At 56.5% G+C, this 24,837-nt stretch carries 20 protein-coding genes; 13 read left to right on the plus strand and 7 right to left on the minus strand.

Annotation, left to right across the window (positions count from 1 at the left end):
* Window positions 1-307 precede the first annotated feature (307 nt).
* Window positions 308-796: a Cys-tRNA(Pro) deacylase gene (ybaK, locus tag AC3WQH_RS13935; RefSeq protein WP_005831219.1), complete on the plus strand. Its 489-nt coding sequence runs from the start codon at window positions 308-310 to the stop codon at window positions 794-796.
* A gap of 271 nt (window positions 797-1,067) precedes the next feature.
* Window positions 1,068-2,420 carry an LLM class flavin-dependent oxidoreductase gene (locus AC3WQH_RS13940; RefSeq protein WP_283859239.1) on the plus strand — a complete coding sequence of 451 codons (1,353 nt, stop codon included), beginning with the start codon at window positions 1,068-1,070 and terminating at the stop codon, window positions 2,418-2,420.
* A 270-nt stretch (window positions 2,421-2,690) separates the two neighbouring features.
* Here AC3WQH_RS13940 and AC3WQH_RS13945 read toward each other — a convergent pair whose 3' ends face one another.
* Together AC3WQH_RS13945 and AC3WQH_RS13950 are read right to left on the minus strand one after the other, a co-directional pair.
* Window positions 2,691-3,035, minus strand: a complete 345-nt coding sequence (locus AC3WQH_RS13945) for a GNAT family N-acetyltransferase (protein ID WP_487091380.1) — start codon at window positions 3,033-3,035, stop codon at window positions 2,691-2,693.
* A gap of 326 nt (window positions 3,036-3,361) precedes the next feature.
* On the minus strand, window positions 3,362-4,387 hold the full coding sequence (locus tag AC3WQH_RS13950; protein ID WP_005831213.1) for an LLM class flavin-dependent oxidoreductase: 1,026 nt from the start codon (window positions 4,385-4,387) through the stop codon (window positions 3,362-3,364).
* Window positions 4,388-4,783: 396 nt separating this feature from the next.
* Between AC3WQH_RS13950 and AC3WQH_RS13955 the strand changes: the two genes are divergently transcribed.
* The 10 genes from AC3WQH_RS13955 to AC3WQH_RS14000 all read left to right on the plus strand — a co-directional run bounded on the left by AC3WQH_RS13955 (window position 4,784) and on the right by AC3WQH_RS14000 (window position 13,390).
* Window positions 4,784-5,062, plus strand: coding sequence for a glutaredoxin family protein (locus tag AC3WQH_RS13955; protein ID WP_051353904.1), 279 nt, complete (start codon window positions 4,784-4,786; stop codon window positions 5,060-5,062).
* A 188-nt stretch (window positions 5,063-5,250) separates the two neighbouring features.
* Window positions 5,251-6,273, plus strand: coding sequence for a methionine ABC transporter ATP-binding protein (locus AC3WQH_RS13960; protein ID WP_025846646.1), 1,023 nt, complete (start codon window positions 5,251-5,253; stop codon window positions 6,271-6,273).
* Window positions 6,273-6,923, plus strand: coding sequence for a methionine ABC transporter permease (locus AC3WQH_RS13965; RefSeq protein ID WP_290426859.1), 651 nt, complete (start codon window positions 6,273-6,275; stop codon window positions 6,921-6,923). Before AC3WQH_RS13960 ends, AC3WQH_RS13965 begins: the two co-directional genes overlap by 1 nt.
* 48 nt (window positions 6,924-6,971) lie before the next feature.
* A complete protein-coding gene (locus tag AC3WQH_RS13970; protein WP_122953509.1) occupies window positions 6,972-7,814 on the plus strand; it encodes a MetQ/NlpA family ABC transporter substrate-binding protein in 843 nt (280 codons plus the stop codon).
* Between the two features lie 56 nt (window positions 7,815-7,870).
* On the plus strand, window positions 7,871-9,226 hold the full coding sequence (locus tag AC3WQH_RS13975; RefSeq protein ID WP_005831204.1) for an LLM class flavin-dependent oxidoreductase: 1,356 nt from the start codon (window positions 7,871-7,873) through the stop codon (window positions 9,224-9,226).
* Between the two features lie 5 nt (window positions 9,227-9,231).
* Entirely contained in the window at window positions 9,232-10,428 is a 1,197-nt protein-coding gene (locus AC3WQH_RS13980) for an amidohydrolase (protein ID WP_429787350.1), read from the plus strand.
* Between the two features lie 6 nt (window positions 10,429-10,434).
* Complete coding sequence (locus AC3WQH_RS13985; protein ID WP_025846656.1) at window positions 10,435-11,220, plus strand: methionine ABC transporter ATP-binding protein; 786 nt, start codon at window positions 10,435-10,437, stop codon at window positions 11,218-11,220.
* The gene (locus tag AC3WQH_RS13990) at window positions 11,217-11,885 is read left to right on the plus strand and encodes a methionine ABC transporter permease (protein WP_007784756.1); all 669 of its coding nucleotides are present in this window, start codon (window positions 11,217-11,219) and stop codon (window positions 11,883-11,885) included. Before AC3WQH_RS13985 ends, AC3WQH_RS13990 begins: the two co-directional genes overlap by 4 nt.
* Before the next feature lie 41 nt (window positions 11,886-11,926).
* Window positions 11,927-12,826 carry a MetQ/NlpA family ABC transporter substrate-binding protein gene (locus AC3WQH_RS13995; protein WP_290426855.1) on the plus strand — a complete coding sequence of 300 codons (900 nt, stop codon included), beginning with the start codon at window positions 11,927-11,929 and terminating at the stop codon, window positions 12,824-12,826.
* A 27-nt stretch (window positions 12,827-12,853) separates the two neighbouring features.
* Window positions 12,854-13,390, plus strand: coding sequence for a GNAT family N-acetyltransferase (locus AC3WQH_RS14000; RefSeq protein ID WP_197186574.1), 537 nt, complete (start codon window positions 12,854-12,856; stop codon window positions 13,388-13,390).
* A gap of 366 nt (window positions 13,391-13,756) precedes the next feature.
* On the opposite strand, the gene gltC is transcribed toward AC3WQH_RS14000, so the two are convergent.
* Complete coding sequence (gene gltC, locus AC3WQH_RS14005; RefSeq protein ID WP_005831191.1) at window positions 13,757-14,659, minus strand: glutamate biosynthesis transcriptional regulator GltC; 903 nt, start codon at window positions 14,657-14,659, stop codon at window positions 13,757-13,759.
* Between the two features lie 123 nt (window positions 14,660-14,782).
* On the opposite strand from gltC, the gene gltB reads away from it, so the two are divergent.
* The gene (gene gltB / locus AC3WQH_RS14010) at window positions 14,783-19,399 is read left to right on the plus strand and encodes a glutamate synthase large subunit (RefSeq protein WP_290426854.1); all 4,617 of its coding nucleotides are present in this window, start codon (window positions 14,783-14,785) and stop codon (window positions 19,397-19,399) included.
* 1,097 nt (window positions 19,400-20,496) lie between these two features.
* Here the strand turns inward: gltB and AC3WQH_RS14015 are convergent.
* The 4 genes from AC3WQH_RS14015 to gntK all read right to left on the minus strand — a co-directional run bounded on the left by AC3WQH_RS14015 (window position 20,497) and on the right by gntK (window position 24,647).
* Window positions 20,497-21,051, minus strand: coding sequence for a GNAT family N-acetyltransferase (locus AC3WQH_RS14015; RefSeq protein WP_005831185.1), 555 nt, complete (start codon window positions 21,049-21,051; stop codon window positions 20,497-20,499).
* A gap of 52 nt (window positions 21,052-21,103) precedes the next feature.
* Window positions 21,104-21,379 (minus strand): hypothetical protein, encoded by a 276-nt coding sequence (locus tag AC3WQH_RS14020; protein ID WP_007786514.1) that lies wholly within the window; start codon window positions 21,377-21,379, stop codon window positions 21,104-21,106.
* Window positions 21,380-21,753: 374 nt separating this feature from the next.
* The gene (locus tag AC3WQH_RS14025; RefSeq protein WP_005831180.1) at window positions 21,754-23,082 is read right to left on the minus strand and encodes a GntP family permease; all 1,329 of its coding nucleotides are present in this window, start codon (window positions 23,080-23,082) and stop codon (window positions 21,754-21,756) included.
* Window positions 23,083-23,105: 23 nt separating this feature from the next.
* Window positions 23,106-24,647: a gluconokinase gene (gene gntK / locus AC3WQH_RS14030; RefSeq protein ID WP_007786511.1), complete on the minus strand. Its 1,542-nt coding sequence runs from the start codon at window positions 24,645-24,647 to the stop codon at window positions 23,106-23,108.
* Between the last annotated feature and the right edge of the window lie 190 nt (window positions 24,648-24,837).

The following is a 24,837-nucleotide window of genomic DNA, read 5'->3' on the forward strand; positions in this document are numbered from 1 at the left end:
CAAGAAAATGTCTGGGCTGGAAGACCGCTTACGAATCATTCATGGAAGCTCTGTCGCACTTGTCTTGACAATTCGTCGTCAGGCTCTTCTCGCAAAAATGTAGCTATTGACATCGTTCTGCAAGCATTGGCAAACTAAGGGTAGTTGTCTTTAGGGGAACGTTTGTTGCTGTTGCATGCCTGCCTGAATCGGGATGGCGAAGCTGTCGGTCAATTCGTGGCTATCGCCAAACGGCCATCTGTACGAAAAGAGGATGAAGAATAAGCGCAGTTACTTTCTTTCGGGGAACGGAATGGAGTGGAAAATGATGAAGCAAGCCAAAACGAATGCGATGCGGATTTTGGACAAGGAAAAAATCGACTACACTATGCTGACGTACCGGACCGACGACGGGAAAATTGACGGCGTCTCGGTGGCGCAAAAAATCGGCCGGGAAGCTGGAGTCGTCTACAAGACGCTCGTTTCGCAAGGCACGAGCCGGGCGTACTACGTCTTCGTCATCCCGGTGGAGGCGGAGCTGGATTTGAAAAAAGCGGCGAAAGTGGTCGGGGAGAAAAAGATCGAGATGATCGCTGTGAAAGACATTACCGCCGTAACGGGATATGTGCGGGGCGGCTGTTCTCCGGTGGGGATGAAAAAGCTGTTCCCGACCGTCATTGACAGCCGCGCGGAGCAAATGGAGCGGATCATCGTCAGCGGAGGGAACATCGGCGTGCAGATCGAGCTTGCGGTTGACGGGCTGCTGAAGGCGACAAAGGGCCGGCTGGCTGACGTTTCTACGCTGCCAACCGCATGAGGCCGGTTTTTTTGGAGCGGATGCATGGCGGTGAAATGAACCCTGCCGAATCTGGTGCGCGGACGCGGGTTTTGCCAGCCGGGCCGGGCTGATTTTCGCAAAACCTTATTGACACATCGGAATAATAGTAATAATCTGGAGGAAGAAAACCCATTCCTGCCGATTGGTCAACCAAAGGCTCCTGTGCTTGTACAGGGGCCTTTTTGTGCGTTCCAAAACTGACGGTTGCGGGCGTTGGCGGCAAGCCGTTTGGGATCGAGGAGGAGATAAGATGGCAAAGAAAAGGCAACTGAGGCTCGGAGCCATGATTCACGGAATCGGCGGGCATATGGGCGCATGGCGACACCCGGATGCGCAGCCGGACGCCAGTGTTAGCTTTGCGTTTTACACGCAGCAGGCGCAAAAGGCGGAGGCCGGGAAGTTTGATCTCGTCTTCGTCGCGGACGGGCTGTACATCAATGAAAAATCGCTCCCGCACTTTTTGAACCGCTTCGAGCCGCTGACGATTTTGTCGGCCTTGGGCGGCGTCACCAGCAAAATCGGCCTGGTCGGGACGGTGTCGACTTCGTACAGCGAGCCGTTTACGGTAGCGAGGCAGCTCGCCTCCCTCGACCAGATCAGCGGCGGGAGGGCAGGCTGGAACGTCGTCACCTCGCCGCTGGAAGGCTCGGCGAAAAATTACGGCAACAAGCAGCATCCTGACCACGAGCTGCGTTACCGGATTGCCGAAGAATATTTGACCGTGGCAAAAGGGCTGTGGGATTCGTGGGAGGACGACGCCTTCGTCCGGGATAAGCAGTCCGGGGTGTTTTTCGACCCGGCGAAGATGCATCGGCTCGACCATCAGGGGGAGTTTTTCGCGGTGCAAGGGCCGTTGAACATCGCCCGCTCCCGACAGGGCCAGCCGGTCATTTTCCAGGCAGGCTCGTCGGAAAGCGGAAAGACATTGGCAGCCAAATCCGCCGATGCGGTCTTTACCGGACAAGAGACGCTTGCCGATGCGCAGCGCTTTTACCGCGATGTCAAGGAACGGGCAGCCGCCTACGGGCGAAGCTCCGCCGACATTCTCATTTTCCCTGGGATCAGCCCGATCATCGGGCGAACGGCAGAGGAAGCGAAGCGCAAGCACGAAGAGCTGGCCAGCCTGGTCAGCATCGAGCAGGCGCTGCATTTCTTGGGCCGATTTTTTGACCATCACGACTTTTCCCAGTACCCGCTGGACGAACCGTTCCCGGATATCGGCGAAGTCGGCAGCAACAGTTTCCGCAGCACGACGGACAAAATCAAGCAAAAGGCCAGGGAGCAAAAGTGGACGCTCAGGCAGACCGCGCTCTACACCGCGACGCCAGAGAGCGAGTTCATCGGCACGCCCGAGCACGTGGCGGATTTGATCCAGCGCTGGTTCGAGGAAGAGGCGGCAGACGGATTCATCCTCCAGTCAAACGTGCCGCGCGGGCTGGACGATTTCGTCGATCGGGTCGTTCCGATTTTGCGGCAGCGCGGCCTGTTCCGCACGGAGTACGAGGCCGACACGCTGCGCGGGAATCTCGGACTGCCGTTCCCGGTCAATCGGTACGCGCAGCCGAGAAAACCGGAGCCGCAAGGGGTGAATGCGCCGTTGTAAAAACAGGGGAGGGGCGTGGGCGTTTGTTGCTCTGAGGGGGCGAGCAGGGGGGGCTTTTGGTTCTCTCGGAAAAACAGGGCTTGCGAGCAGTCCGCCCGACAAATAGCTGCCTGGCTGCCTGCATGAAAAGTTGCCCACCGTGTAAAGCTCTGTTCTAACAGCATGCTGCTCAAAGAAACGGAGTTGTTGTACAACAAAACCCGCCAAGGACTGGCGGGTTCTTTTTGGCGAGGTAACGATCGTCTCCCGTCAGCTTAATCGGAACTCCATTTAAACATGGTGCATAAGCTTCCTTCCGATTCCCTTTTTCCTCAGCGTATCCGCCACACATAAACTGTTGACAAGCAAAACTTTCCGCGCATTCACAAATGAATTTTCCCGAATGTCTTCTTCCTGCAAAACAACGACGCCAACGATTTCCATACCGAGCGTAGCCACAAAAATATGTTGCCGATCATCGTGTAGCTGGTCATGAAACAACGCTTCCTCCACTGGAGTCGCATTCTTTTTGTAGAGGTCCGGCCGTTCGAAAACGTGCAAATCATGAACTTGCCGAAACAAAGGCAATAACGCCGCGTAATCATCTTGCTTAGCACTTCGGATCGTAATATCCATGCTTTCTCCCCCCGCCAATGGTTGCAAGCTGCATCGCTTGAAAAAAACTCCCGCTGTTTTGGCTGCGGACATTCAGCGAGATGTTCCTGTCGCTTGAGTCAATTCGCTACAGCTATTTTCGCTGATGCAGACGAATGTTTCCATTCATCATAATACAGCGATCATCTTGCGAACAGAGCCTCAAAAAACAGCCCCGCCAACTGTGGAGTCATTCCACAATCAGGGGGCTGTGCGAGGGGGACTGCGCTGTCCAACGCTGCGGAACCGCCAGCCACGTTTTTTTGCGCAAATGCCGAATGCCAATCGGCAGTCGCCAAACGCATCACTCAAGTAACGCTTAGCTCAGCAAACGCTTCGTGCAACAGTTCATAGGAGAGAAGCCGCTTGGCAAAATGTTTGATCGGAGTGTGGATCACCAGCTCTCCCACCTGATAGGTACGCGCCAGCTCCAGCAGCCGCTCGCGCACGGACTCCTTCGTTCCGGCGATGACGTTGGCTTCCTTGACCTCGATCCGAAACGATTCGTCTGCCTGCCGCCCGTATTCCTCCGCCTTTTTCAAGCTGGTGACGGTGACCGTTTTGCCGCTTTGCAGGTGGATTTTGGCGATTTTCGTTTCCGCGGCCAACTGCAAGGCTTCTTCCTCCGTCTGGGCGACGATGACGGAGACGGCCAGGATCGGGAGCGGCTTTGCCCGTTCGCCTGGCTGAAACTGCTGGCGGTACACGTCAAAAGCTTCCCGGCAGACCGCTTCGTCCTGACTGATAAAGAGGGCAAACACGTACGGAACACCGCGCTCTGCCGCAAGCTGCGCGCTCGCTGCACTCGTGCCGAGCAAATAAATGCCGACTGGCTCGCTTGGCAGGGGCACGGCGGTCAGACCGTACAGCGGATGAGTGGGGGGCAGCTCGTTGCGCAGGAACAGCGCAAGCTCCGCGAGCTTTTCTTCCAGCGATGCGCCAGGCGAACCCGTGCCGCTGTGCGGCTGTAGCGCTTTCGTCGAGAGGGGAAGCCCTCCCGGCGCGCGGCCGATGCCGAGATCCACTCGTCCCGGAGCCAGGGCGGCGAGGACATGAAAGTTTTCCGCTACTTTATAAGGACTGTAATGCTGGAGCATGACCCCGCCGGAGCCGATGCGGATGCGCTCTGTTTTCGCCAAAAGATGAGCGATGAGCACCTCGGGGGAGGAGCCGACCACATGATCGAGGTCGTGATGCTCCGCCACCCAGAAGCGGTGATAGCCCCAGTCTTCCGCCTTTTGCGCCAGCCGAATCGTATGCTGGAACGCTTCGGTCGCCGTTTCTCCTTCTTGAATCGGACTTTGATCGAGAATGCTCAATGTCAATGCCACCATGTCTCTCCCCTAACCGTGTCGAAGTACGCACAAAAAGCCCCTCAGTCATAGATCGGCAATCCGATCGGCGAAGGGGCTTCTGGTGGTCCAGTCAGCTATGCAAGCATGAAGTTGTCATCTGCTGCACTTTTAAATCTCATTTACTTAGTTGTTTACTCGGATTTTAACGATATCGCTCCGGGCTGTCAATGGGGGCAGGCAAAATGAGGCCGGACAAAAATCGCGGAAAACATCGTGGAAAAAATCCGTTGACGAGAAAGATGACGAATGATAATATCCCTAGTAATCCGATATGAATTTAAAAAGTCATCGACCAGACCACTGGAGAGACTTCCTGCTCGAGCTGTGCCAACGAGCAGGGAGTCTTTTTCTTTGCCTGGGAACAGCGTCGGAAAAATGGGGGAGGGAAAGCGAGTGGCAGAAACACAAACGAAAAAAGTCGTGGTATGGGGAAGAGAAGGCTGCTCCTATTGTGAAAACGTCAAAGCCATATTGGAAGAGCAAAACCGCCCTTACGAATGGATTGACGTAGCAGGAAAAGACGTGCTGCGCGATGTGCTGGAGGTCAAATACGGCACGCGCCTGATCCCGCTCGTGGAAATTGGCGGCGACGGCAAATACGAGGCGCTGCTCTACACCCAATTGGATCGGCTCGCAGCGCTTTTGGCCGAGTAACGAGTACAAGGTAAATACGCGGGCTGCGCCCAAGCGCTTGCGAAAAAAGCGCAGCCGGTTAACGGGCAGGCAGGCCGCTGTCTGCCCGATAAAGTTTCGCTTGGCTAGGAGGAGATTGTATGGGAATCGGAGCTGCGGCCGTGGAAGACCATCCGCCGTATGGCATCCCGGGTGAGGCGAAGGAGAGCATGATCGCCTTTCACGGCGTATCGAAGACGTTTGAGAGCGGGGGCCAGACGATTGAGGCGTTGAAGGGCGTCACCCTCGACGTGAAAAAAGGCGACATTTTTGGCGTCATCGGCTTTAGCGGAGCCGGAAAAAGCACGCTTTTGCGGACGGTCAATTTGCTGGAGCGTCCGACAGCAGGCAGCGTCATCGTCGCTGGCAAAGACTTGACGAAGCTCTCGGTCAAAGAGCTGCGAAGCGTCAAAAAGAACATCGGCATGATTTTTCAGCAGTTCAACCTGCTGGCGACGAAGACCGTTTTTGACAATGTCGCCATGCCGCTTCGACTCGGCGACACGCCGAAAAAGCAGATTCAGGAGCGAGTCGACGAACTATTGTCCTTCGTCGGCTTGACGGACAAAGCGACGAGCTACCCCGACCAGTTGTCCGGAGGCCAGAAGCAGCGAGTCGGCATCGCCCGTGCGCTCGCGACCAATCCGTCCATCCTGTTAAGCGACGAAGCGACCTCGGCGCTGGACCCGCAAACGACCGAGTCCATTTTGCAATTGCTTAAGCGGGTGAACCAAGAGTACAACGTTACGATTTTGATGATTACGCACGAAATGAACGTCATCAAAGAAATTTGCAACCGGGTGGCGGTCATGGAGCATGGCGCCATCGTGGAGCAGGGCAATGTCCTCGACGTGTTTGCGAATCCGCAGACAGAGGTGGCGCGCAATTTCGTCAAATCGGTCGTACGCGACGACATCCCGCCAAGCGTGCGCAAGCTGCTCGCGACCAAGCGCGGCAAATCGAAAATTCTCAACATCCACTTCATCGGGGAAAGCACGGGCCAGCCGCTGCTCTCCCAGGTGGCGAAACGCTTCAACAGCGACGTGAACGTCCTGTTTGGCAGCATCACCGAGCTTGCGGGCGTGCCTTTTGGCAATCTGATCGTCGAGCTTACCGGCAATGAAGCGGAAATCGTTCGCGCGTACCACTATATCCAGCAGCAAAATGTGACCGTGAAGGAGATTGTTTCGTGATGGAAGTCAGTTCTGCGCAAATCTATCAGGCATTGTACGAGACGCTCTACATGGTGAGTGTATCGTTGCTGTTTGCGACCTTGATCGGCCTGCCGCTCGGCGTCCTGCTGGTCGTGACGCGCAAAGGGCACATTTTGGAAAATCCGTTGATCTTTTCGGCCTTGAACCCGGTTATCAACGTGCTGCGTTCCGTCCCGTTCATCATTTTGCTGGTGGCGATCATTCCGTTTACGCGGTTCGTCATCGGAACCTCCATCGGAACGACGGCGGCAATCGTGCCGCTGGTCATTTACAGCGGTCCGTACATCGCGCGGCTGGTGGAAAATTCGTTGCTGGAAATCAATCCGGGCATCATCGAGGCAGCCGAAGCGATGGGGGCCACCCCGATGCAAATCATTTTTCGGTTTCTCATTCCCGAGACGCTCGGCTCGCTCATTCTCAGCATTACGACGGCGACCATCGGCCTGATCGGCGCCACGGCGATGACCGGGGCAGTCGGCGGCGGCGGGATCGGCGACCTGGCGATTACATACGGGTACCAGCGCTTCAGCACGATTACGATTGTCGCTACCGTTGTGATTTTGGTCGTGCTCGTTCAAGGGATTCAGTCGCTCGGCAACGTGCTCGCCCGCAACATTCGCAGAAAATAACCATCTTTTGCCCAAGACAGAAGAGAAGAACGAGGAGAGAAAAAACGGATGAAAAAGCTCGCCATTTCCTTGCTGCTCGCCTTCGTGACGATTGTCGCGGCGGGTTGCGGAACGGAACCGGAACAAACAGGCTTGAAAATCGGCATTCGCGGCTCGGAATCGCGGACGTGGGAGTTCGTGAAGGAACAGGCGGCGAAGCAAGGTCTCGCCATTGAACTGGTGCAGTTCAATGCAAACGTCAACCCGAATACGGTCTTGCTGGAGGGCGATATCGACGCGAATGCGTTCCAGCACGTCGCCTTTTTGGACCAGTTCAATACGAAAAACAACTCGGACATCGTTCCGGTCGGCTCGACGATCATCGCGCCACTGGGTATCTACTCGGACAAGTACAAAACCATCGCGGAAATTCCCGACGGCGCGAAAATCGCCGTGCCAAACGACGATTCCAACTGGGGGCGCTCCTTGCTTTTGTTGCAGGAAGCAGGCTTGATCCGGGTCGTGGACAACTTTGACGGCTTTGGCGGCGCGGACAAAATCAAGGAAAATCCGAAAAACCTGGAAATCGTTCCCGTCGATGGGGCGACGACCCCGCGCGTCATGAAGGACGTAGCGGCGTCGATCATCAACAACGGGGTGGCGGTCGAGGCAGGCTTTTTGCTCAAGGACGCGATTTTTCACGAAAGCAAAACCGCCAAGCCGTATATCAACGTAATCGCGACGACCAAGCAAAACGAAAACCGCGAAGACTTGAAAAAGCTCGTCGCCATTTACCAGTCCAAAGAGGTGTCGGACTTCATCACCGAAACGTACAAAGGCAACTACATCCCGACACAAGTGACCGTCGAGGAGCTGAAAAATTTCAAAGAGGCGTTTGCCAGCAAGCCGTGACGGCTGCGTGACGGACGCACTCATGCTTAGCGGAAGATCGGAAGGGGAGGGGCACCATGCCGCAAAAAAGACAGATTCACTTATCCGCTTATTTGGTCGGAACGGGCATTCACGTTGCCTCGTGGCGACTGGCCGAGGCGCGGAAAAACGCCAGCATCGACATTGACTACTACAAATATTTGGCGCAGACAGCCGAGCGCGGGAAGTTCGATATCGCGTTTATCGCCGACAGCCTGGCGGTCAACGAAGATTCGCACCCGAACATTTTGAACCGGTTTGAGCCGACGACCTTGCTCGCCGCTCTGGCTGGGGCGACCAGCAAAATCGGGCTGGTCGCCACCGCGTCGACGACGTATCACGAGCCGTACAATCTCGCCCGGCTGTTCGCTTCCGTCGATCATATCAGCAATGGCCGCGCAGGCTGGAACGTGGTCACGACGGGAGACGCCACCGGGGAGACCGGGCGCAACTTCAGCCGCACCGAGCATGTGGAGCACGATCACCGCTACGAGCGGGCGGAGGAGTTCATCGACGTCGTCCAAGGCTTGTGGGACTCGTGGGAAGACGACGCGTTTGTCCAGGACAAGGAAACCGGCGTGTTCTTCGATCCGGCGAAAATGCATCGGCTGAACTACAAAGGCACGTACTACTCCGTCCAGGGGCCGCTCAATATCGGCAGATCGAGACAGGGGCAGCCCGTCATCGTGCAGGCGGGAGCATCCGAGCCAGGACAGCGGCTGGCAGCGCGCACCGCAGAAGTCGTCTTTTCGCACGTAAAAGATTTCGAACGGGCAAAAGCGTTTTACAAAAGCTTAAAAAGCAAGCTGCCCGACTACGGGCGCACGCCTGACCAGTTGCACATTTTGCAAGGCATCTCCCCGATTGTCGCGGATACGCAGGAAGAAGCGGAAGCGATCCACCGCAAATTGCACGATCTGCTTTTGCCAGAGCAAGGGCTGCGCTTTTTGTCCGGGTACTTGGGCAAGGTCGACTTCAGCCGCTACTCGCTCGACACCCCGGCGGCAGAGGTGGAGTTCCCGCAGGACAACGGGATTCAAAGCCATTTTGAATGGATGACGGAGCTGATTCGCAAGCAAAACCCGACTTTGCGCGAGCTGTACGCTTTGCTCGAAGGCGGTGCAAACCGCGAGCTGATCGGCACGCCTGCGCAGATTGCCGACGTGCTGGAAAAATGGTTTGTCGAGGAAGCGGCGGACGGCTTCATGTTCATCGCTCCGGTGCTGCCGCAAGGGCTGGAGGCGTTCGTGGACAAGGTGATTCCGATTTTGCAGGAGCGGGGCTTGTATCGGCTGGATTACGAAGGAGACACCTTGCGCGAGCATCTCGGTCTGGAAAAGCCGTACAACCGCCTGGCCGTGCGCGATAGAGCGCTCTCGGAGGTGGAGTCGTAGAACAGATGCCAGCGCAAAAGCAGACAGAGAAAGGAGAGGTTCGGGTGCATACAGGAACGCAGGAGCTGGCAGGGACTGGCTTCGAGCAAAAGCTGATCGCCATTCGCAGGCAGTTGCACCAATACCCGGAGGTGGCCTACGAGGAATATGAAACGACGCGTTCGATTCGGGACTGGCTGACGGAAGCGGGGATTCGCCTCGTCGAGCTGCCGCTGGAAACGGGCGTCGTGGCAGAGGTGGGCGGCCAAAACGGCGGGCCTGTAATCGCGCTGCGGGCCGATATTGACGCTTTGCCGATTCAGGAGCAAACAGGCTTGCCGTACGCGTCCACGGTCGTCGGGAACATGCACGCGTGCGGACACGATTTTCATACCGCCGTCATCCTGGGAGCCGCTTTTTTGCTGAAGCAGCAGGAGGAGCAGTTGCCAGGAACGGTGCGCTTTCTGTTCCAGCCCGCAGAGGAAAAAGGCACGGGTGCGTCGCTCTTGATCGAGAAAGGGGCGCTCGCAAACGTCACGGCGATCTTCGGCCTGCACAACAAGCCCGATCTCGCAGTCGGGACCGTCGGGATCAAGCCGGGAGCGCTGATGGCGAGCGTGGACGGCTTCGAGATCGAAGTGGAAGGCTTGGGCACGCATGCCGCAATTCCGCACGCTGGCATCGACCCGATCGTCGCCGCCTCGCAGATCGTCACGGCGCTGCAATCGATCGTCAGCCGCAACGTCAGCCCGCTGGAAAATGCGGTGGTGAGCGTGACGACTATCCATGGCGGTACGACCTGGAACGTGATCCCGGACAAGGTCGCGCTCGGCGGTACGATCCGCACGTTTCAGGAAGAGGTGCGCAGGCAAATACCCGGGCGTCTTCAGGCGATCATCGAGGGAGTGGCTGCGGCATACGGGGCCAAGGCGAGCGTGCGCTGGTTCAAGGGACCGCCCTCCGTGCAAAACGATGCCGCGCTGGCCAGGCTGGCCGCTACGACAGCAGAGCGGCTCGGGTTGCAAGTCGTCACGCCGGAACCGTCTCCGGCTGGCGAAGATTTTGCCTACTACCAGAAGCACATTCCCGGCTTGTTCGTGTTCGTCGGGACCTCCGGGACGAACGAGTGGCACCATCCGGCCTTTACCGTCGACGAACGAGCGATTGCGCCTGCTGCACACTACTTTGCCAACTTGGCCGCAGATGCATTGAAAGGCGGGTGAAAACAGATGCTGCACATTTCCAATTTGAGCAAATCGTACAAAACAGCCAAAGGCATTGTGCCTGTTTTGCAAAACGTCAATCTGCACATCCAAAAAGGAGACATTTTCGGGATCATCGGCTTTTCCGGGGCGGGCAAATCGACTTTGATCCGCTGCCTGAACCGGCTGGAAGAGCCGGACGCGGGCACGATCGAGATCGGCGGTAAGGTGATTACCGATTTGCCGGAAAAAGAGCTGCGCCGGGCCCGGCAAAAAATCGGGATGATTTTTCAGCAGTTCAATCTGCTCGACGCGCGGACGGTGTTCCAAAACGTCGCTTTTCCGCTGGAGGTAGCCGGGCATCCGAAGCCGTACATCCGCAACCGCGTCCGCGAAATACTGGATCTCGTGCAGCTTGGCGACAAGGAAAACGTCTATCCGTTCCAACTGAGCGGCGGACAAAAGCAGCGCGTCGGAATTGCCCGGGCGCTGGTCAACCAGCCTGATCTGCTGTTGAGCGACGAAGCGACTTCTGCGCTCGACCCGCAGACGACTTACGCCATTTTGGAGCTGCTGCGCGAGATCAACCGCCAGCTCAACCTGACGATTGTGCTCATCACGCACGAACTGGACGTGCTGCAGCACGTGTGCAACAACATGGCCGTGATTGAAAACGGGCGAATTGTCGAAACCGGTACGGTGGAGAAGTTTTTCCTCAACCCGGAGAGCGACACGGCCAGACGGTTTGTCCACATTATCGATCATTACCGCGATAAGCGAAATGTCATGGAAGGAGTCGGAGCAGGGATATGAACAGCGATCTGATTGACTTGCTCTGGGAAGGGCTCCTGGAGACGCTCTACATGGTGTTCTGGTCGTCCCTGTTCGCGCTCGCCATGGGGATTGTCCTCGGCGTCACGCTCGTCGTCACGGAAAAAGGCGGCATTCTCGAAGCACCAAAGCTGCACAAAACGATCGGCACGATCATCAACAGCGTCCGGTCCCTTCCTTTGATTATTTTGATCGTGCTGCTTTTGCCCTTGTCGCGCCTAATCGTCGGCACGACGCTGGGGCCGACCGCTGCCATCGTCTCGCTTTCGATTGGCGCCGCGCCGTTTTTGGGCCGGATCATCGAAAGCGCGCTGAAGGAAGTCAGCGCCGGGAAGATCGAAGCGGCCAAATCGGTCGGGGCCACGCCGTTTACGATCATTTTTCGCGTGCTGATCCCCGAGGCGATGCCCGCTTTGGTGCGCGGGATTACGATCGGAATTATCGGGATTACCGAGTTTACCGCTGTAGCGGGGGCGATTGGCGCGGGCGGACTCGGCAGCCTGGCGATTCGCTTCGGCTACCAGCGCTTTCGCGAGGACGTCCTGATCGCCACCGTCCTAATCATTATAGTTTTAGTTCAACTGATTCAATGGTCAGGCGATTTCCTCGTCAAGTCGATCAACAAAAAGCGTTACAAGTTTGAGTAAGATCCAACTTTAAAAACAGAGGAACCAGGGGAGTGGAAACGATGGGAAAGAAAAAAGGTCTAGGCGTCATTTTTAGCGTATTGGTGGCATTCAGCATGCTTGTGGCAGGTTGCGGCTCAAGCGGCTCTGGCAGCCAGTCGCCCGGCTCCGGGGCACAAGCGCCGGCGACGAACACAGCGTCGACACAGGCCAGTGGCGGACAGGCGGCGGAACCGCCAAAAGAAGTGACGCTCAAAGTAGGCGCGGCCCCTGTCCCGCATGCGGAAATATTGGAATTTATCAAGCCGAAGCTCAAGGAGCAGGGCGTGAATCTGGAGGTCGTCGTCCTCGATGACGAAGGGCAGTTGAACCCGGCTTTGCACGACAAGCAGATCGACGCGAACTTTTTCCAGCACGTGCCTTACCTCGATTCGGTGAAAACCGAGAAAGGCTACGATTTCGCCGTCACGACAAAAGTGCACGTCGAGCCGATCGGCTTTTACTCCGACAAGCTCAAATCGAAGGACGAACTCAAGGAAGGCGACAAGATCGGGATTCCGAACAACCCTTCCAATGAATACCGCGCCCTGATCTTGCTGCAGGAGCAAGGCTTAATCAAGCTGCGCGACGGCCTGACAACCTACGAGGCTACGCCGAAAGATATCGCGGAAAACCCGAAAAAGCTGGAGTTTGTAGAAGCGGAAGCCGCAACCTTGCCGCGGGCGCTGCCTGATCTCGCGGGCGCCGTCATCAACACAAACGTCGTGCTGGAAGCGAAAATCGATCCGAACAGCGCCCTGTTCCGCGAAGGCGCCAACTCTCCTTACGCCAACGTGATTACCGTCCGCAAAGGCGACGAGAACCGCGAAGAGATCAAAAAGCTGGATGCGGCCCTCACTTCACCGGAGGTCAAAAAGTTTATTGAAGACAAATACGGTGTCGCGGTTGTCCCTGCTTTTTAAGCCGGAAAAAGGGAGGAGAAGCCGACGATGAAGGCGAAGCAGCAGAGAGACATTTGCATTCGCGATGCGAATAGCCAGGACCGGGAGCGGATCAAACGGCATCTGCTCGATGCTTACCAGCAGTATGAGCAGCATTTGTCGGTGGACAGATGGACACGGTACAAGGAGGAAATCGCAGAATCGGCAGAAGGACGCCAGACGATTGCGTTTCTCGTCGCGGACTGGGGCGGGGAAATCGTCGGCAGCGTCCAGTTGTTCGCTTCGTCCCAGGCGGCTTACGACCGTCCGGAGCTGGAAATTCACTCGCCGATCATCCGCTTTTTGGCCGTATCGCCGCAAGCGCGGGGCAACGGGATCGCTGCCCGGCTGATCGGAGAGGCTGTCCGCCGTTCGCGCGAGCTGGGAGCAGCCACGCTGCACCTGCACACGACAGACATGATGGAGGCGGCGGTGAAGCTGTACGAGCGGCTTGGCTTTGCCCGCGCGGCCGACAAAGACTTTTTCAACGGCGAGACGCACGTCAAAAGCTACTGGCTGCGGCTGGACGAGGCGCGCGTGAGCTGACGGCAGCTTTGCGAGTTTGGCGGTTCAGCGAGGCCAGGCAGGGGCTTTATCTGCGGCCCGGCAGCAGGTGACGTAGCGACCGCGAGTCCTGTGAACATCATACGAAAGCTATACAAAACCCACATAAAACCAACGGAAAATACACGAAAAATCACGACAATCCACACAAAGCAAGCCCTGATGACAACCGATCATCAGGGCTTTTCCCCGTGCCAAAACGCACGACTTTTCGTCATCTGTACCTGCATGACTCACTCCCCGCAGCAAGCGTTTTTCGGGAAAGCCGTTTAGCAAAAAAGCGGTCGCACCACTGTGGCGACTCTTTCTGTGGCGACTCTTCCTGCGGCGCTCTTCCTCTCGATACGACTAGCTGTACTTGCTCAATACGTCGAAAAACTCCTTCAAAAAATGGTAAAACAGCTTTTCGGAAGGCGGCAGCTCCCGGTTGTTCGGAATGATGATGCCGACGGTTCGCTGCACGAGCGGCTCGCTGATCGGGACTTTCACCGTTTCGCGCGGCACATTGTCGGTCAAGGTCAGCTCTGGCAGCAACGTGACGCCCAGACCGGCGGCGACGAGTCCCTTAATCGCGTCGATATCCTCGCCCTCGAAGGCGGTTTTGGGCGCGAAGCCCATTTGCGCACAGGCGTTCACGGCGATATTGCGCAGGATGAACCCCGGGGGAAACAAGACAAACGTATCGTCCTGCAGTTGGTTCAGCCGCAAGCTTGGCTGCTTGGCCAGCGGGTGCTTCGCGGGCAGCAGCGCGACGATGTTCTCGGCGAAAAAAATATGGCTGCGCACGTTTTTTTCCTGGGTCGGAACCGGGCCGAGAAAGGCGAGGTCGATTTCTCCGTTAATCACGGAGTCGATCAGCCCCTGGTAAGAGCCTTGCCGAAGCTGGAAGCCGATGTCCGGGTACCGCGCGCGAAAGCCGGAGATGACAGTCGGCAGAGGATTCGCGGCCAGACTGCTCGTAAACCCGACGCGAATCGTCCCGCGCTCCGGATCGAGAAACTCGTCAATTTTTTGCTTCGCCTTTTCAATCTCGTTGACGGCCATTTCCACGTGCTGCAAGAAAATTCGGCCTACTGCCGTCAGCTTGACGTTGCGGCCTTCGCGGATGAACAGGGAGACGCCAAGCTCTGCCTCCAGGTTGGCGATTTGCCGACTCAGGGCGGATTGGGCAACATGCAGGTTGTGCGAGGCTTCTGTGAAGTGCTCGCGCTTGGCCACTTCAATGAAGTATTGAATCTGTCGTAGCTCCATGAATACCCCCCATTCCCAATTGATCTCGTTTTGAGATTAATATTGAGTAAATTATATATTGTTTGTATCGTTTCACTCAATCTAAAATTGAGTTAACAGAGAGAGCAAAGGGAGTGGAGATAAATGACGAGAACCGGAATGCCTGCGAAGCAAGGACTATACGACCCGATGTTCGAGCACGACGCTTGTGGAATCGGTTTTATTGCGAATTTGAAAGCAAAAGCAACGCACGATATGGTGAAAAACGGACTGAAAATTCTTTGCCAGCTCGAGCACCGCGGCGGGCAAGGCAGCGACCCCGAGACGGGTGACGGAGCGGGAATCTTGACGCAAATCCCGCATGCCTTTTTCAAAAAGGCCTGTAAGGAGCTGAACATTCAACTGCCAGCGCCAGGCAAGTACGGTGTCGGCATGTTGTTTCTGCCGATGGAGGAGAGCCTGCGCAATGAGTACGAGGCGAAGCTGGCCGCGATTATCGAAGCGGAAGGGCAGAAGCTGCTCGGCTGGAGAACCGTCCCTGTCGATGCGACGAAGATCGGCAAAACCGCGGCAGCAAGTCAGCCTTTTATCCGCCAAGTATTCATCGGGGCGAGCGCACATGTAGCGGACCAGATGGCCTTCGAGCGGAAGCTGTACGTCATCCGCAAGCAGATGGAGCACGCAGCAGGCGCTGACTTCTACGCCGCCTCCATGTCTTCGCGCACAATCGTTTACAAAGGCTTGCTCACGCCAGGCCAGGTGGATGCTTTTTACCTGGATTTGCAAGATAATTCTTACACTTCTACTTTTTCCGTCGTGCACTCGCGCTTCAGCACGAACACGTTCCCGACGTGGGAGAGAGCGCATCCGAACCGCTATTTGATTCACAACGGCGAAATCAACACCTTGCAGGGCAACGTGAACTGGATGCGGGCGCGCGAAAAAATGTTTGAATCCAAGCTGTTCGGCGCGGATTTGCAAAAAGTCGTTCCTGTCATTGATATGCAAGGCAGCGACTCGGCTATCCTCGACAACTGCGTGGAATTTTTCTCGCTGGCGGGCAGATCGCTGCCGCACGTCGCGATGATGATGATTCCCGAGCCGTGGGATCAGGATGAGCAGATCGACGCGAACAAAAAAGCGTTTTACGAATACCACAGTTGCCTGATGGAGCCATGGGATGGCCCGACGGCGATTTCCTTTACCGACGGCCGTCAGATCGGGGCGATTCTCGACCGCAACGGATTGCGTCCGGCCCGCTACTACGTGACGACGGACGATACGATCATTTTCTCATCGGAAGTAGGCGTTTTGGAAGTACCGGAAGAAAAAATTGTGCAAAAAGGCCGCCTCAGCCCGGGCCGCATGCTGCTGGTCGACCTGGAGGAAGGCCGAATCGTCTCCGATGAAGAGATCAAGCAAAAAATCGCCAGCGAGCAGCCGTACCGCGAGTGGGTGAAAAACAACCTGCACGCGCTGGAGCAGCTTCCACAGGCAGGCGCTGCCGAGGAGCTTGACGGAAAAGCGCTGCTGGCGCGGCAAAAGGCGTTTGGATACACGCAGGAAGAGCTGGACAAAGTGCTGGTGCCGATGGTCGCCGAGCAAAAAGACCCGATCGGCTCCATGGGTGTCGATACGCCGCTCGCCGTCCTGTCGGATCGTCCGCAGCTTTTGTACAACTACTTCAAGCAATCGTTCGCACAGGTGACGAACCCGCCCATCGACTCGCTGCGGGAGGCTTGCGTGACCTCGACGCACACGGTGCTTGGCGCGGAAGGAAACTTGCTGGAGCCTGCAGCGAGCCATTGCCGCCGCATCCGCTTGACCAATCCGCTGCTCGCAAACAAGGAGCTGGCCCAGTTGCGCGCCAATCCGTACCAGGAGTTCAGGGCGAAAACGCTGCCGATCCTGTTTGCCGCAGACGGGGGAGAAGCCGCGCTGGAGCAGGCGTTGGAGCAGTTGTTTGCCGCAGCCGATGAAGCGATTGCCGCAGGCTACACGCTGTTGATCCTGTCTGACCGCGGCATCGGCGAGAAGCTGGCAGCGATTCCGGCCTTGCTTGCCACGAGCGGCCTGCATCATCATCTGGTGCGCTCCGGTACGCGGACAAAAGCCAGCTTGATCGTCGAGTCGGGCGAGCCGCGCGACGTCCACCAGTTTGCCATGCTGATCGGCTACGGGGCAGACGCTGTCAATCCTTATGTCGCCATTGCCTCTGTGCTCGACCTGATCGCATCCGGCAAGCTGAAAGACATCGCGGCCGAAGACGCGATCGAAGCCTATTTGCAAACCGCAATCGAAGGCGTCGTCAAGGTCATGTCCAAAATGGGCATTTCGACCGTCCAAAGCTATCGCGGGGCACAAATTTTTGAAGCGGTCGGGATTCACGCCGACGTCATTGACCGCTACTTTACCCGCACGCCATCGCAAATTTCCGGAATTTCGCTGGACGTGATCGCGCAAGAGACGCTGATTCGCCACGCGCAAGCTTTTTCGCCGGAACATTCCGAAGAAAAGCTCGATCCAGGCAGCGACTTCCAGTTCCGCCGCGACGGCGAGTACCACCTGTTCCAGCCAAAAACCGTTCACGCTTTGCAAAAAGCTTGCCGGGAAGGCAGCTACGAGCAGTACAAAATTTACGCGGAAATGGCAGGGGAGCAACCGTTTTCCGCCCTGCGCCATCTGCTCGACTTCAAGTCGGACCGCAAGCCGATCCCGCTCAGCGAAGTCGAATCGGTCGACTCCATCGTCCACCGCTTCAAAACGGGAGCGATGTCCTACGGCTCGCTCAGCAAGGAAGCGCATGAGACGCTGGCAATCGCCATGAACCGTCTGGGAGCTAAAAGCAACAGCGGCGAGGGCGGAGAAGATCCGGCCCGCTACACGACAGATGAAAACGGCGATTTGCGCCGCAGCGCGATCAAGCAGGTTGCATCCGGGCGCTTCGGCGTATCCAGCCACTATCTGGTCAATGCATCCGAAATCCAGATCAAAATGGCGCAAGGGGCAAAGCCGGGAGAAGGCGGACAGCTTCCAGGCAGCAAGGTGTACCCGTGGATTGCCGAAGTGCGCGGCTCTACGCCAGGCGTGGGCCTGATTTCTCCGCCGCCGCACCACGACATTTACTCCATCGAGGACTTGGCCCAGTTGATTTTTGACCTGAAAAATGCGAATCCGCGGGCGCGCATCAGCGTGAAGCTCGTCTCCAAGGCAGGGGTCGGAACGATTGCGGCAGGCGTCGCCAAAGGGCTGGCGGACGTGATCGTGGTCAGCGGCCACGACGGCGGTACGGGCGCTTCGCCGAAGTCGAGCATCAAGCATGCGGGGCTGCCGTGGGAATTGGGGCTTGCGGAGACGCATCAGACGCTTTTGCTCAATCAACTGCGCGACCGCGTCGTGCTGGAGACTGACGGCAAGCTGATGACCGGACGCGACGTAGTCATTGCCGCTCTGCTCGGCGCAGAGGAATTTGGCTTCGCCACCGCGCCGCTCGTCTCCATCGGTTGCGTCATGGCGCGTGTCTGCCATCTCGATACGTGCCCGGTAGGGGTCGCGACGCAAAATCCGGAGCTGCGCAAACGATTCAAAGGCGACCCGCAGCACGCGGTTAACTTCATGCGCCTCGTGGCTCGCGAAGTGCGCGAGATCATGGCTCAGCTCGGCTTCCGCTCGCTGGAGGCGATGATCGGCCAAAGCCAGGTGCTGACCGTGAGCGAACGGGCAAAAGCGCACTGGAAAGCAAAGCATATTGATCTGTCCGCGCTTTTGTACCAGCCGGCGGTATCCGCAGAGGTCGGCAAATACCATCAGCGCAATCAGGACCACAAGCTGGAAGAGACGCTGGACCGTCAAATGTTGCTCGCCTTGTGCAAGCCAGCGCTGGAGAAGCAAAAGCAAATCCAGGCGAGACTGCCGATCAGCAACACGAATCGCGTAGTCGGAACGATTCTTGGCAGCGAAGTGACGAGAAGATACGGCGTCCACGGCCTGCCGGAAGACACGATTCGCCTGGAGTTTTACGGTTCCGCCGGACAAAGCTTTGGCGCGTTTGTTCCACGGGGCATTACTTTGCAGCTTGAGGGCGACGCGAATGACTACGTCGGCAAAGGGCTGTCCGGCGGGAAAATCATCGTAGCACCGGCGAAAAAGAGCACCTTCTCGCCAGAGCGCAACATGATTATCGGAAACGTCGCGTTTTACGGCGCGACCTCCGGCGAAGCGTACATCAACGGGCTTGCGGGTGAGCGCTTCTGCGTCCGGAACAGCGGAGTCACCGCCGTCGTCGAAGGAGTGGGCGACCACGGCTGCGAGTACATGACAGGAGGACGCGTCGTCGTGCTCGGTCAGGTGGGCAAAAACTTTGCGGCCGGGATGTCAGGCGGTACGGCCTATGTGCTGGCAGAGGACCATGAGACGTTTGCCGCCCGTTGCAATCAGGAAATGGTGCTTCTGGAGAAGCTGACCGATCAGCGGGAGATTGCCGAAGTCAAGCGGCTGCTGGAAAACCACGCCGCCTACACAGGCAGTCCTCGGGCCCAAGCCTTGCTCGCTTCGTGGCCGCAGACGATCGCCAAGTTCGTCAAAGTCATTCCAAAAGACTACAAGCAAATCATCTCGACGATGGAGGAGCTGGAAAAGTCCGGCATGAAGCGCCAGGAAGCGATTTTGGCAGCGTTCGAGCTGAACCAGAAGAAGAGCGCAGACAAGAAGGCCCCAAAGAAAAAGGTGCCTGAGCAGATCGGAGTATCGGTAGGCAACTAAAGAAGCAGGACGGCAACTCGTGCAGCGGGTTGCCGTTTTTTTACACATACCAATGGATAAGCTGCTTATCCAGTATCGTGCAGCATAGCGAAACTTCGGGCAGGGAGAAAGCAGGCGCTGTGCTTTTTGGGTACGGACGAAGGCATTTGCCTATTTACTGGCTTGAGGCAACCGAGTTTTCTGAGCAATCGAGAATGTTGTTTCCGTGGCGAGTTGTGGGGATCAAGGCGGATTGTTAGCTTGAAAAACGGTTGATCGTAGCGGTAGTGGTGGGAGGAAACAGGAGAAAGCGCTACAGGTACTTGGGCCTCTAGCGGGGGAGCGAAGACTGTCCGCCTCCGGGGAAAAAGGAAAACCGCGTCAAAAGTAGAGGATTCAAAAGAAGGAGGTTCAGGTTGACGCTTAAAAGCGTGTTTTCCTTTTTCCCCGGAGGCTGGGTAGGAGTCCCAAAGACCTTCGCTGGCTTTCTCCTGTTTCCTCTACGAGCTGTGTCTGTCGTTCGGGGGTGGTTTTTGTGTGTAGGTCAGGAAGCAAGGTGTCCAAGACAAAAAGAATCTCAAAAGCAGTTTTTGTATTGTCAAGCGGGTAGCGTTCATTGCTCGCCAGAAGAAAGGTCCGCGAGAATGCCGCCCCCCGTTCTTTAATTGTAAAGTTTTTTGTCCTGTCTTTTCTTTCCACCTCCGACCATCCCCCTTGGCCCCTGACGAGGAAAGAGACGAAATCCGCGAAAGCTCTTTGGGCTCCCAACCGAGGCGGAGGGGAAAAAGCGAAACACGTTTTCAGCGTCCAACTCTGAGAAGCTCCCTGAATCGACCACTTTTGGACGCGGTTTCGCTTTTTTCCCGGAGCCGGGCAGTGATACCCCCAGCAGGGAGCCCAAGAAGCTACAGCGATTTCGTCTCTTTCCTCGCCACACCAAAAGCGCCGATGAAGGGGCTTTTAAAAAACAATCAACCCCAAGCTCCATCTGACTCATCCTGCCACGAACACCGCATTTCTTCTTTCACTTTCAAAAAAACGCTATTCAGCAGCTTGGCAGACGAAAAAGGCTCATTCCCCTCGGAGCGCCGAGGGAAAACCGGCCTTTTTCTGTCGTTTCAACTGCCAGACGGTTCTGTCCACTCATCCCGCAGCAAGGAGAAAATCAGCAAGTCCACAAACTGACCGTTCGACTTTTCATACTGGCGCAGCAAGCCTTCTTCCACGAAGCGCAATTTGCTTAGCACACGGATCGAGCCGCGATTGTCAGGCTCGACCTTGGCCTCCACCCGGTTTAGCCCAAGCTCTGAAAAGCCGTAGCCGATGACGGCGCGGACGGCTTCCGTGGCGTAGCCTTTTCCCCAGTAGGGAGAGCCGAGATCGTAGCCAATTTCTGTCCGGCCGTGCTCGAAATCAAACGAATTGAAGCCACAGGAGCCGACCATCTCTCCCGACTCCTGCAAGACGATCGACCAGCGGATTGCCTGATCCTCCGCACACAGCTTGTTGATGAGAAAAATCATGTCCTCCGCCTGCTTGATGCGGGTCATGGACTCGATGTTCATATGCTTCGATACGTTTGGATCAGACCAGAAGGAAAACAAGGCGGGAGCGTCAGCAGGCTGCATCCGCCGCAGCAGCAAGCGCTCCGTGGTGATGGTGTTGATCTGCATAAACGAAGCCTCCAGGAAACTCAAGTTTGCTTGCACCTGATTTGTCTGTAGCCTACGACAACAAGGAAAAGGGAGCGTTGCCCAGCCAATAAAAATCCAGGCTGGTCAACAGGATGCCCCATAGCATGAGGGCAGAGCCAATCGCGAGCGCCAAACAAGCGAGCAGCTTCCACATTCCATAAACCGAGCGTTTTCGTAAGCTTATCCGGCTCCATAACACCATCCACAGCCCGACGAATGTCTCGACGTGCTGCAAGACAGGGGAGGCGACCAGCACGAGCAAACCAGTGAGCGAGCCTAACAGCAACAGCTTTGCAGTGTGAGTCATTTTCGAGTCCTTTCCCGTTTTCTCTCGCATGGAAGACGCAAACCCTTTTTGCAATCAGGCTCTTGTTCGCAAAAAAGGCTGCTATAGATATAGCTTGAAACGGATTGGCAAAGTAACGATAGTCCTTTATGGAAGAACGCTTGTTGCAGTGAATGCATGCCAACATCGCATGGGGACGATGCCGATCGACTCACAGGCTTTTCGGAACACAACACTCTTTACGAAAAGAGCATACAATAAAGCAGGCCGAATGGAAAGGATATACAGATTTTTATCAATCATCAAACGAGATGGCTGTCTGTTCAAAAAAAGGACATCCCGCCCACGCATGGTGGATGGAATGTCCTGTTCTTTTGCCAATCGGTGCAAGCCGGTTAGATCACCAGGCTAAGCCCCATGATTAAAATGATCGCGACGACTGACAAAATCGTCTCCATCACGGTCCACGATTTCAGTGTATCTTGCACCGTCATGTTGAAGTATTCCTTAATCAGCCAGAAGCCGGAGTCGTTTACGTGCGACAGGATCAGGGAGCCTGCGCCTGTTGCCAGTACCAACAGCTCAGGGCTTGTCCCCGGCACTTGCAGGGCGATTGGACCGACGATGCCGGCTGCGGTCATCATGGAGACGGTCGCAGAGCCGGTCGCGACGCGAATCAACGCTGCGATCAGCCAGCCGAGGAAAATCGGGGAGATCGCGGACGCTTTGGCCAGCTCGGCGATGTAGTCGCCAACGCCACTGTTCAACAGCACTTTGTTGAACGCGCCGCCCGCACCGATCACGAGCAGGATGGTTGCCGTAGGAGCGAGGCAGTCGTTCGTAAATTTGAGAATGTCGTCTTTGGAAAAGCCGCGGTTGTAGCCGAGCGTCCAGAACGAAATGATAACAGCGATCAACAGCGAAGTGATCGGGCTGCCGATGAAGTCAGCCCATTGGCGCAGCATGTCTTCCTTCGGCAAGGTCACGTCTGCAACCGTTGCCATCAGCATCAACAGAACAGGCAGGAGAACGGTAAAGACCGTAATGCCGAAGCCCGGCAGTTCGCGCTCGTCCTTTGGCTCTGCCAATTGCGAAGCGAGGTCAGGCGAGATGCTCGTTTTGACGCGTTTGCCAATCCAACTGCCGTAGAGCGGTCCGGCAATGATCGCGGAAGGCAGCGCGACGATGATCGAGAGCAGGATCGTTTTGCCGACATCGGCCTGGAACAGATCAACGGCCGCCATCGCCGCTGGGTGCGGCGGCACAATGCCGTGTACGATGGACAAGCCTGCGACGAGCGGAATCCCGATTTTCAACAGCGAGACGCCTGTCTGTCTGGCGATTGTGAAGACGAGCGGAATCAACAGAACAAAACCTACCTGGAAAAAGACCGGAATCCCGACGATAAAGGCGACGAACATCATTGCCCAGTGTACATTTTTTTCGCCAAACAGGTTAATCAGCGTGCGGGCGATGCGTTCGGCTCCGCCTGATTCTGCCATCATTTTTCCGAGCATGGTGCCCAGCGCAAGGACGATGGCGATGAATCCGAGCGTTCCGCCCATCCCGTCCTTGATCGAGTCGACGACCTTGACGAGCGGCATGCCGGACGCGATTCCGACAAATCCGGCGGCGAGCAGCAGGGCGACAAACGGATTCACCTTGAAACGCGTAATGAGAATGAGGAGGAAAATAATGGATAGTAACGTAATGAGAAGTGGCATGAAAGACCCTCCTTATGGTGTCTCTAGTTGGTCAACTGCTTTTGGAACTTGGCGATCAGCTTGTATTCCTCAAGCAAGTTGTAGTAGACGCGTTCGTAAATGTAAAACAGCTCCAGATACATGCTGGATCGCTCCAAATCCGGCTCGTGCCGGTGGGAGATGTGAATCATCTTTTTCACATCGCGCAAGTCGTCGAGGGCGCCGAGCGCGTGCATCGCCAGCAGGGCAGCGCCGAAGCTGGAGCTTTCATGGCTCTCGGGAATGAGCACCTCGTAGCCGAACATGTCAGACATGATCTGCCGCCATTCTTTGGAGCGGGCAAAGCCGCCCGATGCGCGAATTTCCTTGGCTCCGCCTGCCAGGTCGCGAAGCGCGATGCCAATGCTGTAGACGCTGAACAAAATGCCTTCGAGCACGGCGCGGATGAAATGCTCGCGCTTGTGATGCAGCCCGATGCCGAAAAAAGAGCCGCGCGCCTGCGAATTCCAGTACGGAGCGCGTTCCCCGGACAGGAAGGGGAGGAAGAGCAGCCCGTCTGCGCCAGCGCGTACGTTCTCTGCTGCCTGGATCATGACGTCGTACGGGTCGACGCCAAGCTGCTTCGCTTTTTCCACTTCCGGCCAACTGAACTCGTCGCGGAACCAGCGCAGCATGATGCCGCCGTTGTTGGATGGCCCGCCGATGACCCAATGCTTTTCCGTCAGCACGTAGCAGAAGGTGCGGCCTTTCGGATCGGTGATCGGCTCGGGAACGACGGTTCTGACGGCACCGCTTGTCCCGATCGTGATCGCGACCTGGCCGTTTTCAATCGCTCCGATGCCGAGATTGGCCAACACGCCGTCACTGGCCCCGACGACAAACGGCGTATCGGGGTCAAGCCCGATTTCTTCCGCATAACGCAGCTTCATTCCCCGCAGGATATGGGTAGTAGGCACAGGCTCGCTCAAGTGCTGCTTGGTGATGCCAGCGACGGTGAGCGCCTGCTCGTCCCAGTCCAGCTTGCGCAAGTTGAACAGCCCGGTGGCGGAAGCGATCGAGTAGTCCACGACGTACTGCCCGAACAGCCGATAAATCACGTATTCCTTGATGGAAATGTACTTGGCTGTCTTCGTAAACGTCTCCGGCATTTGCTCCTTGAGCCACATCATTTTCGGCAGGGGAGACATCGGATGGATTGGCGTGCCAGTGGCGAGGTAAATCTGGTGGCCGACGCCGTCTTCCTTGAGCCGCTCCGCCTGCGCCGCGCTTCGGTTATCCGCCCAGATGATGCTGTTCGTCAGCGGATTTCCGTGCGCATCGACGGCAATCAGGCTGTGCATCGCAGTAGAGAAGCCGATCCCGCCGATTTCATGCTTTTCGATGTCCGCCTGTTCAATCGCTTGCTTCAGCGCCTGAATGACAGCGGCGAAAATCGTTTCCGGGTCCTGCTCCGCCCAGGAGGCTTTCGGAACGAGCAGAGGGTAGTCGATGTTGCCCGTCCCTCTGACGGCACCGGAAGGCGTGAAGACGATCGCCTTCGTGCTGGTTGTCCCGATATCAAGACCGATAAAGTAGGTTTGCTTCATGTCTGTTCACCCTTTTTGGATACGCTTTCAACCGAGTGGCTTGGTGATAACGCGATTATAGCGAAATTTTTTTCATTTGTTAATATAAAAGAAAAAAATTATTTCAAATTTATCTACACACCTGTAGTATTGCCAAAAAAAGCCGGAGGGTGGACAGAAAATCCGGCTCAGCACCATGGTGGCCTTTTTC

The sequence above is a fragment of the Brevibacillus sp. FW301-21C12A genome, assembly GCF_058788915.1.